Annotated in this window: 12 protein-coding genes; all 12 read left to right on the top strand. The window is 71.9% G+C overall.

The features are described from left to right. Positions 1–14 precede the first annotated feature (14 nt). The 12 genes from smc (at position 15) to trmD (ending at position 15,646) form a co-directional block, all read left to right on the top strand. Complete coding sequence (gene smc, locus ACWPOB_RS19145; protein ID WP_455401791.1) at positions 15–3,650, top strand: chromosome segregation protein SMC; 3,636 nt, start codon at positions 15–17, stop codon at positions 3,648–3,650. Beyond that, complete coding sequence (gene ftsY / locus ACWPOB_RS19140; protein WP_455401790.1) at positions 3,647–5,296, top strand: signal recognition particle-docking protein FtsY; 1,650 nt, start codon at positions 3,647–3,649, stop codon at positions 5,294–5,296. The genes smc and ftsY overlap by 4 nt, the downstream gene beginning before the upstream one ends. A gap of 495 nt (positions 5,297–5,791) precedes the next feature. Continuing rightward, positions 5,792–7,099, top strand: coding sequence for an ammonium transporter (locus ACWPOB_RS19135; RefSeq protein ID WP_072635080.1), 1,308 nt, complete (start codon positions 5,792–5,794; stop codon positions 7,097–7,099). 43 nt (positions 7,100–7,142) lie between these two features. Next, the gene (locus ACWPOB_RS19130) at positions 7,143–7,481 is read left to right on the top strand and encodes a P-II family nitrogen regulator (protein WP_006933679.1); all 339 of its coding nucleotides are present in this window, start codon (positions 7,143–7,145) and stop codon (positions 7,479–7,481) included. Continuing rightward, positions 7,471–9,984, top strand: coding sequence for a [protein-PII] uridylyltransferase (locus ACWPOB_RS19125; RefSeq protein WP_455401789.1), 2,514 nt, complete (start codon positions 7,471–7,473; stop codon positions 9,982–9,984). The genes ACWPOB_RS19130 and ACWPOB_RS19125 overlap by 11 nt, the downstream gene beginning before the upstream one ends. Before the next feature lie 102 nt (positions 9,985–10,086). Beyond that, positions 10,087–11,667 (top strand): signal recognition particle protein, encoded by a 1,581-nt coding sequence (ffh, locus tag ACWPOB_RS19120; RefSeq protein ID WP_100058392.1) that lies wholly within the window; start codon positions 10,087–10,089, stop codon positions 11,665–11,667. A 6-nt stretch (positions 11,668–11,673) separates the two neighbouring features. Next, a complete protein-coding gene (locus ACWPOB_RS19115; RefSeq protein WP_455401788.1) occupies positions 11,674–12,768 on the top strand; it encodes an amidohydrolase family protein in 1,095 nt (364 codons plus the stop codon). Continuing rightward, positions 12,765–13,511 carry a CPBP family intramembrane glutamic endopeptidase gene (locus ACWPOB_RS19110; protein WP_455401787.1) on the top strand — a complete coding sequence of 249 codons (747 nt, stop codon included), beginning with the start codon at positions 12,765–12,767 and terminating at the stop codon, positions 13,509–13,511. The genes ACWPOB_RS19115 and ACWPOB_RS19110 overlap by 4 nt, the downstream gene beginning before the upstream one ends. A gap of 176 nt (positions 13,512–13,687) precedes the next feature. Beyond that, on the top strand, positions 13,688–14,128 hold the full coding sequence (gene rpsP, locus ACWPOB_RS19105; RefSeq protein WP_006933690.1) for a 30S ribosomal protein S16: 441 nt from the start codon (positions 13,688–13,690) through the stop codon (positions 14,126–14,128). Beyond that, positions 14,128–14,370, top strand: a complete 243-nt coding sequence (locus tag ACWPOB_RS19100) for an RNA-binding protein (protein WP_006933693.1) — start codon at positions 14,128–14,130, stop codon at positions 14,368–14,370. The genes rpsP and ACWPOB_RS19100 overlap by 1 nt, the downstream gene beginning before the upstream one ends. A gap of 10 nt (positions 14,371–14,380) precedes the next feature. Next, the gene (gene rimM / locus ACWPOB_RS19095; RefSeq protein WP_455401786.1) at positions 14,381–14,938 is read left to right on the top strand and encodes a ribosome maturation factor RimM; all 558 of its coding nucleotides are present in this window, start codon (positions 14,381–14,383) and stop codon (positions 14,936–14,938) included. Positions 14,939–14,944: 6 nt separating this feature from the next. Then, positions 14,945–15,646: a tRNA (guanosine(37)-N1)-methyltransferase TrmD gene (gene trmD, locus ACWPOB_RS19090; RefSeq protein ID WP_455401785.1), complete on the top strand. Its 702-nt coding sequence runs from the start codon at positions 14,945–14,947 to the stop codon at positions 15,644–15,646. The last annotated feature ends 5 nt before the right edge of the window (positions 15,647–15,651 follow it).

The following is a 15,651-nucleotide window of genomic DNA, read 5'->3' as shown; positions in this document are numbered from 1 at the left end:
TAAGGTTTTCGCACATGTATTTGAAGGGTCTGACGCTCAAGGGCTTCAAGTCTTTCGCGTCCGCGACGACTCTGCGGTTCGAACCGGGGATCACGTGTGTCGTGGGGCCGAACGGTTCCGGCAAGTCCAACGTCGTCGACGCCCTCACCTGGGTGATGGGGGAGCAGGGCGCCAAGGCGCTGCGCGGCGGCAAGATGCAGGACGTCATCTTCGCCGGGACCGCCGGCCGGCAACCCCTCGGCCGTGCCGAGGTCACCCTCACCATCGACAACTCGGACGGCGCGCTGCCCATCGAATACTCCGAGGTGTCCATCACCCGGCGGATGTTCCGCGACGGCGCCGGCGAATACGAGATCAACGGGAACTCGTGCCGGCTGATGGACGTGCAGGAACTGCTGTCCGACTCCGGCATCGGCCGCGAGATGCACGTCATCGTCGGTCAGGGCCGCCTCTCCGCCATCCTCGAGTCCCGGCCGGAGGACCGCCGCGCATTCATCGAGGAGGCCGCCGGAGTCCTCAAGCACCGCAAGCGCAAGGAGAAGGCGGTCCGCAAGCTCGACGCGATGCAGGCCAACCTCGCGCGCCTGACCGACCTCACCGCCGAGCTGCGCCGGCAGCTCAAGCCGCTCGGCCGCCAGGCCGAGGTGGCGCGCCGCGCCCAGACCATCCAGGCCGACCTGCGCGACGCCCGACTGCGGCTCGCCGCCGACGACCTCGTGACCCGGCGCTCCGAGTTCGCCGACCAGGACGAGCAGGAACGCGTCCTGCGCGAGCGACTCGACCACGTCTCCGCCGAGCTCGACGACGCCAACGCCGAACTCGCCCGCCACGAGGAAGCGGTCGCGCGACTCACCCCCGGCGCCGAGGCCGCGTCGCAGACCTGGTTCCGGCTCTCCGCGCTCGCCGAACGCCTCGGCGCCACCGTGCGCATCGCCCAGGAACGCGCCCGCCACCTCGACACCGCCCCGGCGGTCCGCGACGGCCAGGACCCGGACGAGATGGAGGCCCGCGCCGACCGCATCGCCGAAGAGGAGGCCGAACTCCTCGAGGCCGTCGAGATCGCCCACGGCACCCTCGAGGCCGCGAAGGAGCAGCTCGCCGTCCAGGAGGAGGCCGCCGCGGCCGCCGAGCGGGCGCACCTGGCCGCCGTGCGGGCCGTCGCCGATCGGCGGGAGGGACTCGCTCGCCTGGCCGGACAGGTCGACACCGTGCGCACCCGCGCCGAGTCCATCGACGCGGAGGTGGCCCGGCTGACCGTCGCCATCGAAGAGGCCCGGCTGCGCGGTGTCGCCGCCCAGGCCGAGTTCGAGACGGCCCAGGCCCGCATCGACGACCTCGACGCCGGCGAGATCGACGCCGACGCCCAGCACGAACGTGCCCTCGAGGCGCTGCGGCTCGCCGACGCCCGCCTGAAGGAACTGCAGGACGCCGAGCGCGCGGCCGGCAAGGAGGTCGCGTCCCTCGGGGCGCGCATCGAGGCGCTGTCGATGGGTCTCGAGCGCAAGGACGGCGCCGCCTGGCTTCTCGAGCACCGCCCCGATCTGGGACTGTCGGGTCCCCTCGCGGAACGCGTCCGGGTCGAGGCCGGTTACGAGGTTGCCGTCGCAGCGGCGATGGGCCCGGCCGCGGACGCGCTGGCCGCGGACTCGGTCCCGGCGGCCGCCGCGGCCGTCGCCGCGCTGGTGGACGCCGATCAGGGCCGGGTCGCGTTCGTCGCCGGGGGCACCACCGCGCCGGCCGAGCCGGTGAGGCTGCCCGACGGGACGCGCTGGGTGCGGGACGTGATCGACTGCCCGCCGGAACTGCGCGGCGGACTCGACGCGCTGCTGGCGCGCACCGTCGTCGTGGACGACCTGCCCTCTGCGATCGAACTGTGCCACGTGCGCCCCGAGCTGCGGGCCGTGACCCGGAGCGGTGATCTCGCCGGCTCGGGCTGGGTCGTCGGGGGATCCGGGCGCGCGCCGAGCACCCTCGAGGTCCAGGCCGCGATCGACGCGTCCCGCGCCGACCTCGACCGCGCGGTGCGGCGCTCCGAAGAACTCTCGGCGGCCCTCGCCGGCGCCCTGGCCGAACAGGCGGCCCGCGCCGAGGTGGCCGAACAGACCCTCGCGGCCCTCAACGAGTCCGACGCCGCGATGTCGGCAGTGTACGAGCAGCTCGGCCGGCTCGGGCAGGCCGCGCGCGCCGCCCACGCCGAGTCCGAGCGGCTCGCGGCGCAGCGCACCAAGGCCGAGACGGAGCGTGACACGGCCCGCCGCGAGGTCGTCGAGCTCGAGGAGCGGCTGCGGCTGGCCGAGCAGGAACAGAGCGACGCGGGCGCCGATCCGGGCACCGACTCGACGGCCGTCGACCGGGAGGTCGCCGCCGCAGCCCTCGCCGAGGTCCGCGCCGTCGAGATGGAGGCGAGGCTCGCGGCCCGCACCGCGGAGGAGCGCGCCCAGGCGCTGCGCGGCAAGGCGGACTCGCTGCGCCGCGCAGCCCAGGCCGAGCGCGAGGCGCGGGCCCGGGCCGAACGGGCGCAGCGCGCCCGCAAGCAGGCCGCGGCCGTCGCCGCGGCCGTTGCCGAGTCCGGTGCCCGGGTGGCGGCCCACCTGGACGAGGTGGTCGCCGCGGCCTCCGCCCACCGCGACGAGCTGACCCGTCAGCGCGCCGAGCGGGCCGAACAGCTCGACAAGGTCAAGGAGCGGGTGCGCGACCTCTCCGCGCAGCGGGCCCAGCTCACCGACGCAGTGCACCGGGACGAGGTCGCCCGCGCCCAGGCGGCGCTGCGGATCGAGCAACTCGAGCAGGCCGTCGTCGAGCAGTACGCCATCGCTCCCGACGATCTGCTCGCCGAGTACGGCCCCGAGGTGCCGCTGCCGCCGTCCGAACTCGAGATCGCCGAGTTCGAACAGGCGCGGGAACGCGGAGAACAGGTCGTCGCGCCGCAGCCGCAGCCGTACGACCGCGCCACCCAGGAGCGGCGCGCCAAGCGCGCGGAGAAGGACCTGACGACCCTCGGCAAGGTCAATCCGCTGGCGCTCGAGGAGTTCGCCGCGCTCGAGGAGCGGTACAACTTCCTCGCCACGCAACTCGAGGACGTCAAGAACGCCCGCAAGGACCTGCTCGGCGTGGTCGCCGACGTCGACGCCCGCATCCTGCAGGTGTTCACCGAGGCGTACGCGGACGTCGAGCGCGAGTTCGAGCAGGTGTTCGCCAAGCTCTTCCCCGGCGGCGACGGTCGCCTCGTGCTGACCGATCCGTCGGACATGCTCACCACAGGAATCGAGGTCGAGGCCCGGCCGCCGGGCAAGAAGGTCAAGCGGCTGTCGCTGCTCTCCGGCGGCGAGAAGTCGCTGACGGCGGTGGCCATGCTCGTCGCGATCTTCCGGGCCCGGCCGTCCCCGTTCTACGTCATGGACGAGGTGGAGGCCGCTCTCGACGACACCAACCTGCGCCGGCTCATCGGTCTGTTCGAGCAGCTTCGGGAGAAGTCCCAGCTCATCGTCATCACCCACCAGAAGCCGACGATGGAGATTGCCGACGCCCTGTACGGGGTCAGCATGCGCGGCGACGGCATCACCCGCGTCATCTCGCAGCGGATGCGTGGTCAGGATCTTTCTCGCCCAGAGCTGAGCGCGGCCGTTGCGCCTGACAGTATGGGGGCGTGAGTACCGGAGCCTGGATAGCCATCGCGGCGGCACTTGCCGTCCTCCTCGTCGCGCTCGTCGTCGGCCTGACCCTGTACCGGAGACGGCAGGTGTCGCTGACGGCCGAGCAGACGCCGGAGCTCGGCACCGCCGAGCAGAAGGACCGTTCCGGCGGTTACAAGGCCGCGGGCGGCTTCAGCTTCACCCAGGGGGCGACCGCGACGGCGCCGCCCCAGCCGGTCGAGCGGCCGGCCCCGAGACCGCCGGTGGTCCCGGAACCGCCGGCGTCCCCCAAGCCGCCGGTCGCTCCGGAATCGACGGTGGTGCCGGAACCGAAGGTCGTGCCGGAACCGAAGGTCGTGCCGGAACCGAAGGTCGTGCCGGAACCGAAGGTCGTGCCGGAACCGAAGGTCGTGCCGGAACCGAAGGTCGTGCCACTGCCCAAGGAGGTATCGGAGGCTCCGGCGCCGACGGTCGAGCCCCGGGTGGAGCCCGAGCGGGCACCGGAGGCCGGCGCCGCGCCCACCGTGGAACCGGCCCCCAGGGTCGAGCCCGTCCCGGGCGTCGAGCCGGAGACCGCCCCGGCGCCGTCCGAGGTCGTCCCGCCGTCCGAGGTCGTCCCGCCGGTCGAGGAAGCTGCGCCGGTCGAGGAAGCTGCGCCGGCACCCGCCGTCGAGGTGGCCCCGCCGCCGACCGTCGAACCCGAGGTTGCGGCTGTCCCGCTCGTTCCCCCGATCGAGGAGATCGCCCCGACCGAGGGCCGGCTGGACCGCTTGCGCGGCCGTCTCGCCCGGTCGCAGTCGGCGGTGGGCAAGAGCCTGCTCGGCCTGCTCGGCGGCGGCGACCTCGACGAGGACTCGTGGGAGGAGATCGAGGACACCCTGCTGATCGCCGACCTCGGTGCCGCCACCACCACCCAGATCGTCGAGCGGCTGCGGGTGCAGATGGCCGCCCGCAGTGTGCGCACCGAGGCCGAGGCCAGGGCCGTCCTGCGGGACGTGCTGGTCGAGGCGCTGCACCCGGAGCTGGACCGGTCGATCAGGGCGCTGCCGCACCAGGATCACCCGGCGGTGCTGCTCGTCGTCGGGGTCAACGGCACCGGTAAGACCACCACCACCGGCAAGCTCGCCCGGGTCCTCGTCGCCGACGGCCGCCGCGTCCTGCTGGGCGCCGCCGACACCTTCCGTGCGGCCGCCGCCGACCAGTTGCAGACGTGGGCCGAGCGGGTCGGCGCCGAGGTCGTGCGCGGCAAGGAGGGAGGCGACCCGGCCGCGATCGCCTTCGACGCCGTCGCCAGGGGCACCGACCAGGGTGTGGACGCCGTGCTCATCGACACCGCCGGCCGGCTGCACACCAAGACCGGTCTGATGGACGAGCTCGGCAAGGTCAAGCGGGTCGTGGAGAAGAAGGCCGCGGTCGACGAGGTGCTGCTCGTGCTCGACGCGACGATCGGGCAGAACGGCCTGATGCAGGCGCGCGTGTTCGCCGAGGTCGTGGACATCACCGGCGTGGTGCTGACCAAGCTCGACGGCACCGCCAAGGGCGGGATCGTCTTCCAGGTCCAGCACGAGCTCGGGGTCCCCGTGAAACTCGTCGGTCTCGGTGAGGGCGCGGACGACCTCGCGCCGTTCGAGCCGGGCGCATTCGTCGACGCGCTGCTGGGCTGACCTTCCGCCACCGCACTACCGCCAGCTCACCACCGACACCGGCCACCCGGCCTCCGACCGGGTGGCCGGTTTTGGTCACGGAAAGGTCACAAATCGTCACTCGGTTCCCATCTGCCACTCCGGTTCGGTAGAAACAGGTGCCGGACGGATCCCGCGGGGCGGGTGGCGACGGGGAAGCAGCGACGAGAGGCTCCTGCGGGAGCTCGCCGCGCTGGCCACCCGGCTCCGCCGGGTCCGTCCCGGCTCGGGTCGCGATCCACCCCGATCCACCCCGATCCACCCCCTCCCGGCTCTCCGCGAGCACCGCCGCGAAACGCCGTGCGACGGACCCGGTTCGGCGGCCGGCGCCGGTGGATGAGCCACGAAACAGGAACGAAACACATGTCCGATTTGCGTTCACTCCGCTGAAACAGCGCGGCGCTCCGGCCGAAACATCACCACAGCATTCTTCTCTCGACGACGCGCTGACCGGCGCGGCCAACAGGGAGGTTGCAAGTGGAGGAAGTGGTGAACACCGGCGACGCGGCATGGATGCTGATATCGGCGTCCCTGGTGCTGTTGATGACGCCCGGTCTGGCGTTCTTCTACGGCGGCATGTCGCGCACCAAGGCCGTCCTGAACATGATGATGATGTCCTTCGGGGCAATGGCGGTCATCGCGGTGATCTACGTGCTGTGGGGCTGGTCGATGTCCTACGGCACCGAGGACATCGGGGGCATCTTCGCCAACCCGTTCCAGATGTTCGGTCTACAGGGCGCCATCTACGACGACGCCGGTGAGTTCCTGCCCGGCCTCGGCGACTACCCGCAGATCATCGACATCGGCTTCCAGGTCACGTTCGCGGTCATCACCACCGCTCTCATCAGCGGTGCCCTCTCCGAACGCGTGAAGTTCGGCACCTGGCTGGCCTTCGCCGGAATCTGGGTCACCCTCGCGTACTTCCCCCTCGCCCACATGGTGTGGGGCGGCGGCCTGCTCTCCGGCTCCGAGGACGGCCTCGCCGCCAAGATCTTCGGCACCTCCGACGACGGAGAAGGCGGGCTCGTCGCGACCGTCGCGCCCATCGACTTCGCCGGCGGCACCGTCGTGCACATCAACGCCGGCATCGCCGCGCTCGTCCTGGCGCTGATCATCGGCAAGCGCGCGGGCTTCGGTCGCACCGCCTTCCGCCCGCACAACCTGCCGTTCGTCATGCTCGGTGCCGCCCTGCTGTGGTTCGGCTGGTTCGGCTTCAACGCCGGTTCCGCGTTCGCCGCCGACGGTGTGGCCGGCCTGGCCTGGGTCAACACCACCACCGCCGCGGCCGCCGCGATCCTCGGCTGGCTCCTCACCGAGCGCATCCGCGACGGCAAGGGCACCAGCCTCGGTGCCGCCTCGGGTGCCGTCGCCGGCCTCGTCGCCATCACCCCGGCCGCCGGTGCGCTCAGCCCGGTCGGTTCGATCGTGCTCGGCGCGATCGCCGGCGTCCTGTCCGCCCTGGCAGTCGGCCTGAAATACAAGTTCGGCTACGACGACTCGCTCGACGTCGTCGGCGTGCACCTCGTCGCAGGCCTGTGGGGCACCATCGCGATCGGGTTCCTCGGCACCGAGACGGGCCTGTTCTACGGCGGCGACTACAAGCAGCTCGTGATCCAGATCGTCATCGCAGTCTCCGCCCTGGTCTACACCGGCATCATCACCGTGATCGTCGCCTTCGCGCTCAAGCCACTCGGCTGGCGGGTGTCGGAGGAGGAAGAGGCACGCGGCATCGACGAGGCCGAGCATGCGGAGTCGGCATACGACTTCGCCGCCGCCCTCAAGTGATAAGAAGACATCAGGGCACTGGAGACTGGGAAGGGATGAGGATATGAAGCTGATCACGGCAATTGTCAAGCCGTTCACCCTCGAGGACGTCAAGGCAGGCCTCGAGCAGGCGGGTGTGCTTGGCATGACCGTCAGCGAGGTGCAGGGATACGGTCGCCAGAAGGGCCACACCGAGGTCTACCGCGGAGCCGAGTACTCCGTCGACTTCGTTCCCAAGGTCCGCGTCGAGGTCGTCGTCGACGACGCCGCCGTCGACAAGGTGGTCGAGACCATCGTCGAGGCCTCCCGCACCGGCAAGATCGGCGACGGCAAGGTGTGGGTCACCCCGGTCGAAACGGTCGTCCGAGTGCGCACCGGTGAACGAGGCGCCGATGCACTCTGACCCGAAGGGGTCCGGAACTCGCGGCCCTGGTCCCGCTGCCTCCGCAGCGGGATCGGGGCCGCCGGTGTCTCCGGGGCCGGCCGGAGCCGGCACCGCCGCCACCGACCTCGCCCGGGCTCGTACCCAGTTGCTCGCCGGCGGCACCCGCAACCGCCGGCTCGACGCCCCCGCCCTCCGCCACGCCCTCGTCGATCTCCACGAGTTCTGGCTCGTCACCAAGGGAACCGAACTCGGTATCAAGCCCGACTGCGGCTTCGCCATCGTCGCCGTCGGCGGCCTCGGCCGCCGCGAGATGCTTCCCTACTCCGACCTGGATCTGGTCCTGCTCCACGACGACATGGACCCCGCTGTCGTGTCCCGGGTCGCCGACCGGCTCTGGTATCCGCTGTGGGACGCGCACATCAAGCTCGACCACAGCGTCCGGACCGTCCCGCAGGCCCTGCAGGTCGCCGCGTCCGACCTGACCGCCGCGCTCGGCATGCTCGAAGCCCGGCACATCGCCGGCGACCTCGAACTGAGCAACCTGCTGATCGGCGGCGTGCGGCGGCAGTGGCGCACCGGCATCCGCAGCCGGTTCGACGAGCTCATCGCCCTGACCGAGGCCCGGTGGGAGCGCAGCGGGCAGATCGCGCACCGGGCCGAACCCGACCTCAAGAGCGGCCGCGGCGGGCTGCGGGACGTGCAGCTGCTCAACGCACTGTCCGTCGCGCAGCTCACCGACGGCATGCCCGGGCTCGGGCCCGACGTTCCCGGCGGCGGGCTCGCCGCCGCGCACCGCCGCCTGCTGGACGTGCGCACCGAGCTGCACCGCGTCGCCGGCCGGGCCCGCGACCAGCTGCGCGCCCAGGATGCCGACGAGATCGGCGCCGCCCTGCGCATCGGGGACCGATTCGACCTGGCCCGGGTGCTGACCGAGGCGGCCCGGACCGTGAGCTACTCGGTGGAGGTCGGGGTACGCACGGCAGGAAACTCGCTGCCCCGCAAGGGCCTGTCCCGGCTGCGCCGCGTCCCCGTCCGGCGCCCGCTCGACGAGGGTGTCGTGGAACACGGCGGCGAAGTCACGCTGGCCCGCGACGCGCACCCGCGCAAGGACCCCGGCCTGATCACGCGGGTCGCCGCGGCCGCAGCGCAGCACGACCTGCCGATCTCCGCGTCCACCCTCGGCCGCCTGGCCGACAGCGCCCCGGAACTGCGGGAACCGTGGCCGCGCACCGCGCTGAACGACCTGCTCGTGCTGCTCGGCTCGGGAACCCGCGCGATCGACCCGATCGAGGCGCTCGACCGGACGGGACTGTGGGGCCGGCTGCTCCCCGAATGGGGAGCGGTGCGGGATCTGCCCCCGCGCGATGCCGTGCACACCTGGACGGTGGACCGGCACCTGGTGGAGACCGCGGTCTACGCCGGCGGTCTGACCACCCGCGTCGCGCGTCCCGACCTGCTGGTGCTCGGGGCGTTGCTGCACGACATCGGCAAGGGTCGCGGCGGCGACCACAGCGTCGTCGGCGCGGAACTCGCTACCCAGATCGGCCGCCGGATGGGCCTGTGGCCGTCCGACGTCGCCGTGCTGTCCGCGCTGGTCCGCCACCATCTGCTGCTTCCGCACACCGCGACCCGCCGTGATCTCGACGACCCCGCCACGGTGGAGTCCGTCGTCGAGGCCATCGACGGCGACCCGGTGCTGCTCGAGCTGCTGCACGCCCTCGCCGAGGCGGACTCGCTCGCGACGGGCCCGGGGGTGTGGGGCGACTGGAAGGCGGCGCTCATCCGGGAGCTGGTCCGGCGCTGCCGGCTGGTGATGGCGGGGGAGGAGCTGCCGAGACCCGACCCGATCGACCCCCAGCTCGCCGAACAGGCGGAACAGGGCGGCATCCACGTCGAGCTCCAACCCGGCGAGAACCCGCACGCCTACACGGTGACGGTGGTCGCGCCCGACGAGCCGGGCCTGCTGTCCGACGCCGCCGGGGTGCTGGCCCTGCACGGCCTGCGTGTGCTGTCCGCCTCGGTCGGCAGCCACGCCGGTAGTGCGGTCAACAGCTTCGCCGTCGCGCCGCTGTTCGGGGCCCCGCCGCCGGCGGGTCTGCTACGGCAGGAACTCATCCGGGCTCGCGCTGGGGACCTCGACCTGCTCGCCACGCTCGACGCGAAGGAGCAGGCGGCGCGGGAGGCGCAGCTGCCCGAACGCCCGGAGCGGGCCGTGCCGGGCACCTACGCGCAGGCGCCGCCGCATCTGATCTGGATCGACGCCCCGGATCCGGGGCAGGCGATCCTCGAGCTGCGCGCCGAGGACCGGCTGGGCATGTTGTGCCGGCTCGCGGACGCGTTCGAACGGTGCGGCACCGACGTGCGCTGGGCCCGGGTTTCCACCCTCGGCCGCACCGTCGTGGACGCGTTCTGTATCGACCTGGGAGGTTCCGACACCCGGGGGAACCGGGAGCGGGTCGAGCGGGCGGTGCTCGCCGTGGTGCCCGCTCCGGAGCCGAAGAAACCCGAGGACAACGGCTGAGGGCGGGGTGGCCGCTCGTGCACGTGCGAGAACTCGTCCCGCGAGCGGCTACCCTGGAACGCAGAACTGTCCGCATCTTCGCCAGACCCAGGAGCGCATTCGGTGTTCGAATCCCTTTCCGACAGGTTGACCGGAGCCCTCAAGGACCTGCGCGGCAAGGGGCGCCTCTCCGACGCCGACATCGACGCGACCGCCCGGGAGATCCGCCTGGCGCTGCTCGAGGCCGACGTTGCCCTGCCCGTGGTGCGCTCGTTCATCGCCAAGATCAAGGAACGAGCCAAGGGCGCCGAGGTGCACGGCGCGCTGAACCCCGCCCAGCAGGTCGTCAAGATCGTCAACGAGGAGCTCGTCGGGATCCTCGGCGGCGAGACCCGGCGGCTGCAGTTCGCCAAGACCCCGCCCACGGTGATCATGCTCGCCGGTCTGCAGGGTTCCGGTAAGACCACCCTCGCCGGCAAGCTCGCCAAGTGGCTCAAGGACCAGGGTCACACCCCGCTGCTCGTCGCCTGTGACCTGCAGCGGCCCGGCGCGGTCACCCAGCTGCAGATCGTCGGTGAACGCGCCGGTGCGTCCGTGTTCGCCCCGCACCCCGGCACCTCCATCGGCGGCGGCGAGAACCCGCTCGGCATCACCGCCGCCGACCCGGTGAAGGTCGCCCGCGACGGCGTCGCGGAGGCCCGCGCCAAGCACTACGACGTGGTCATCGTCGACACCGCCGGCCGCCTCGGCATCGACGAGGAGCTGATGGCCCAGGCCGCCGGCATCCGCGACGCCGTGCAGCCCGACGAGACGCTGTTCGTGCTCGACGCGATGATCGGCCAGGACGCCGTGAGCACCGCCGAGGCGTTCCGCGCCGGTGTCGGCTTCACCGGCGTGGTGCTCACCAAGCTCGACGGCGACGCCCGCGGCGGTGCCGCGCTCAGCGTCCGCGAGCTGACCGGTCAGCCGATCCTGTTCGCGTCGACCGGCGAGAAGCTCGAGGACTTCGACGTCTTCCACCCCGAGCGCATGGCCAGCCGCATCCTCGGCATGGGCGACGTGCTCACCCTCATCGAGCAGGCCGAGCAGGTCTTCGACGCCGAGCAGGCCGAGGCCACCGCCGCGAAGATCGGTTCCGGTGAACTCACCCTCGAGGACTTCCTCGAGCAGATGATGGCCGTGCGGAAGATGGGCCCGATCGCGAACCTGCTCGGCATGCTGCCGGGTGCGGGACAGATGAAGGACGCCCTCGCGAACGTCGACGAGAAGCAGCTCGACCGGATCCAGGCGATCATCCGCGGCATGACGCCGGCGGAACGCGCCAACCCGAAGATCATCAACGCCTCCCGGCGGCTGCGCATCGCCAACGGCTCCGGCGTCAAGGTCTCCGACGTCAACCAGCTCGTCGACCGGTTCTTCGAAGCCCGCAAGATGATGGCCGCGATGGCCGGGCGCATGGGCATGCCCGGGTCCCGCAAGCCGCAGCGCGCGAAGAAGGGCAAGAAGGGCAAGAAGGGCGGCCGCGGACCGACCCCGCCGAAGATCAAGGGCGGATTCCCCGGCGGCATGCCCGCCGGCATGCCCGGCATGGGTGGGATGCCCGCCGGGTTCCCGGACCTGTCGAAGATGCCGAAGGGCCTCGACGAGCTGCCGCCCGGTCTCGAGAACTTCGACCTCTCGCAGCTGAAGTTGCCGAAGAAGTAGTCCGCCGTGGCGTTCACCCTGCGCGGACGGTCCCTGCCGGACGGCGAACCGATCGAGCTGTGGATCGGCGACGACGGCACGTTCGCCGCCGAGCCGATCCCCGGGGCCGAGCTGCTCACCGCCGAGGGCTGGATCCTGCCCGGTCTCGTCGACGCCCACTGCCACGTCGGGATCCGCTTCGGCGGCGGCGCGGAGGACTCGGACGGGCTGATCGCGCAGGCCGTCACCGAGCGCGATGCCGGGGTGCTGCTGCTGCGCGACGCGGGATCCCCGGTCGACACCCGGCACCTCGACGAGCGGGCCGACCTGCCGCGGATCGTGCGCGCGGGACGGCACATCGCCGCCCCCAAGCGCTACATCCGCGGGCTGCCCGTCGACCTCGAAGACGAATCGCAGCTGCCGGACGAAGTGGTTCGCCAGGCCCGCGCGGGCGACGGCTGGGTCAAGCTCATCGGCGACTGGATCGACCGCGGTACCGGCGATCTCGCACCGCTGTGGTCGGACGGGATCCTCGTCGAGGCGATCGCCGCGGCCCACCGCGCGGGAGCGCGCGTGACCGCCCATGTGTTCGGGGAGGACGCGCTGCCCGGCCTGCTCGCCGCCGGCATCGACTGCCTCGAACACGGCACCGGGCTGACCGACGACACCATCGCCACCATGGCCGCGCAGGGCACGGTCCTCGTGCCGACCCTGGTCAACATCGAGAACTTCCCGGAGATCGCCGACTCGGCCACCCGGTTCCCGGTCTATGCGGCGCACATGCGGGACCTGCACGCCCGTGTCGCGGACACCGTCGGCGCCGCCCACGACGCCGGGGTCCCGATCTACGCCGGCACCGATGCCGGCGGCTCGGTGCGGCACGGTCGCATCGCAGACGAGGTCGCCGCCCTCGGCAAGGTGGGGCTGACCCCGACCGAGGCGCTCGGCGCCGCCAGCTGGACGGCCCGTGCCTGGCTGGGGCATCCGAGCCTCGAGCCGGGCGCCCCCGCCGACCTGACGGTGTACGAGGTGGATCCGCGGACCGGGCCGGACGTGCTGGCCCGGCCGGGCCTGGTGATGCTCCGGGGTGCCGTCGTCACCCGCCGCGCCGCCTTCGCATGACCGTCCCCGAGCCACCCGACCCGGAGACCGCCGCGGCCCCGCCCCCGCCCGCGCCGTCGCGGCCCGCGCACCGGTGGGGCATCCCGGCTGCGCTGGTGGTGCTGGCCGTGAACCTCGCCGGCTTCACGCTGGGACCGGTCCTGGCCGGGGAGGGCTTCGTCGCCGAGACATACGTGCTCGCCATCATGGCCCCCACCCTGCTCGCGGGGGCGGCGGCCGTGGCGTTCAGCGTGTGGCGTGGCTGCGGACCCGTCGCCGACTTCGGACTGCCGCGGTCGTGGCCCGAGTTCCGCAACCAGCTCGGAATCGGCCTGCTCGGCGGGGGAATCGCGCTGCTCGGCGCGCTGATCCTGGCAGCTATCCTCGTCGTCGCCCTCGGCATCGACGCCGCCGATTCCCCGCTCACCGCCCTGGTCGGGTTGCCCACGGTGTGGAAACTGCTGCTCGTGGCCTGGGTGTGGTTCGGCGCCCCGCTCGGCGAGGAGCTGATGTTCCGCGGCATGCTCTGGGGGGCGCTCGAACGCCGGCCCGAGCGATGGTGGGGACGCCCGATCGGCGTCCTGACGATCACCACCGTCGTGTTCGCCATGTGGCATCAGGAGTGGTGGCGGCTGCCGGTCCTGTTGTGGGGCGGAGCGGCGATGGGGTTCGCGCGGCTGCGCGGCGGGTCGGTGTTCTCCTCCTGGGTGGCGCACTCGCTCAACAACACCCTGCCTGCGCTGAGCCTGCTGTTTCTGCTCTGACCTCCCGTTTTCGTCCCGGCGGGCGGATCTGGCAGAATAGATCGCTGTCGTCGCATCCGGTTACGTACCGCGCGGCGGTCACAGGATAGAGGCAAAACCGGGCGTGCCAGAAGGGCGCGTCGTCCGAATTGCACGTGACAGGCGTATTTCGCATGCGCCGAAGGAGATTCACAGCAGTGGCTGTCAAGATCAAGCTCACCCGTCTCGGCAAGATCCGCAACCCGCAGTACCGCATCGTGGTTGCCGACTCGCGCACCCGCCGCAACGGCCGCGCCATCGAGACCATCGGCAAGTACCACCCGAAGGAAGAGCCCTCGCTGATCGAGATCGACTCGGAGCGGGCCCAGTACTGGCTCGGAGTCGGTGCGCAGCCGACCGAGCCGGTCGAGAACCTCCTCAAGATCACCGGCGACTGGCAGAAGTACAAGGGCCTCCCCGGCACCGAGGGCACCCTGCGTAAGGCCGAGCCCAAGCCGTCCAAGCTCGAGCTGTTCCAGGCCGCCCTCGCGCAGGCCGAGAACGCGCCGGCTGCCGAGGCCGTCACGCCCAAGAAGAAGAAGGCCGCCAAGGAAGACACCGCGGAGGAGTCCTCCGTGTCCACCGAGGCTGCCGAGTAATGAGCACCGTTGTCGCCGATGCCGTCGAGCATCTCGTCCGTGGGATCGTCGCCAACCCCGACGACGTGCGTGTCGAGCTGATCACGGGCCGTCGGGGGCGCACCGTCGAGGTGCACGTGCACCCCGACGATCTCGGCAAGGTCATCGGCCGCGGCGGCCGCACCGCGACCGCCCTGCGGACCCTCGTCTCCGGTATCGGTGGCCGCGGGATCCGCGTCGACGTCGTCGACACCGACCAGTAGGCGCGCCGCGGTGGAGCTCGTGGTGGGCCGTGTCGCCAAGTCGCACGGCATCAAGGGTGAGGTGGTCGTCGAGGTTCGTACCGACGAACCCGAGGAGCGCTTCGCCGTCGGCGCCGTGCTGCACGGCCGCAAGCCCCGCGAGCAGAACCTGCAGACGTACACGGTGGAAGCCGCCCGGGAACACTCCGGGCGGCTTCTGCTGCGCCTGCGGGGGATCGCCGACCGCAGGGCCGCCGACGCCCTGCGCGGCACCCTGTTCCTCGTCGACAGCGCCGATCTGCCGCCGTCCGACGACCCGGACGAGTTCTACGACCACGAACTCGAGGGCCTGGCCGTACGCATCGTCGCGGGCCGGCCCGACGCCGGCACCGAGATCGGCACCGTTCGCGAGGTGCTGCACACTGCCGCCGGCGAACTGCTCGCCGTCCGTCCGGCCGGCGACGAACGGCGCGAACTGCTGATCCCGTTCGTCACCGCGATCGTGCCGACGGTGTCGCTCGCGGACGGCGTCATCGAGATCGATCCGCCGGAGGGTCTGCTCGACCCCGACTTCGGCTCGGAGACATAATCTCCCGTGCGATTCGACGTCGTCACCATCTTCCCCGAATACCTCGAGCCGCTGCGCGTTGCGCTGCTCGGCAAGGCCATCGACAAGGGCCTCGTCTCCGTCGGGATCCACAACCTGCGGGACTGGACCCACGACGTGCACAAGGCCGTCGACGACTCCCCGTACGGCGGGGGACCGGGCATGGTCATGAAGCCCACGGTGTGGGGGCCCGCCCTCGACGACGTGCTCGCCGGCCCCGACGGCGAACCCGACCCCGACGTGCTGCTCGTCGTCCCCACCCCGGCCGGCGTGCCGTTCGACCAGGCCACCGCGCAGCGCTGGGCCGGCGAGAAGCGCATCGTGTTCGCCTGCGGCCGCTACGAGGGCATCGACCAGCGCGTCTTCGACGACGCCGCCCGCCGGGTCCGGGTCGAAGAGGTCAGCATCGGCGACTACGTCCTCATCGGCGGCGAGGTCGCCGTCCTCGTCATGACCGAGGCCGTCGTGCGGCTGCTGCCCGGCGTCCTCGGCAATCAGCAGTCCCACCAGGAGGACTCCTTCTCCGACGGCCTCCTCGAGGGGCCCAGTTACACCCGCCCCGTCAGCTGGCGCGGCCTCGACGTGCCGCCGGTGCTGCTGTCCGGGGACCACGCCAAGATCGCCGCATGGCGCCGGGAGCGGGCGCTCGAGCGCACCCGCGAACGCCGACCCGACCTGCTCGCCGACTGACCGAC

The organism is Rhodococcus sp. 2H158, from assembly GCF_053764755.1.
Note: the sequence above shows the minus strand (reverse complement) of the source record. Positions and strands in the feature narration are given on the sequence as shown.

Excerpts from the sequence above, each read along its gene's own strand:
- ACWPOB_RS19110 (WP_455401787.1), top strand. The coding sequence starts at position 12,765 with ATGACCGTCCCCGAGCCACCCGACCCGGAGACCGCCGCGGCCCCGCCC.
- ACWPOB_RS19100 (WP_006933693.1), top strand. The coding sequence starts at position 14,128 with ATGAGCACCGTTGTCGCCGATGCCGTCGAGCATCTCGTCCGTGGGATC.
- smc (WP_455401791.1), top strand. The coding sequence starts at position 15 with ATGTATTTGAAGGGTCTGACGCTCAAGGGCTTCAAGTCTTTCGCGTCC.
- ACWPOB_RS19130 (WP_006933679.1), top strand. The coding sequence starts at position 7,143 with ATGAAGCTGATCACGGCAATTGTCAAGCCGTTCACCCTCGAGGACGTC.
- ACWPOB_RS19125 (WP_455401789.1), top strand. The coding sequence starts at position 7,471 with ATGCACTCTGACCCGAAGGGGTCCGGAACTCGCGGCCCTGGTCCCGCT.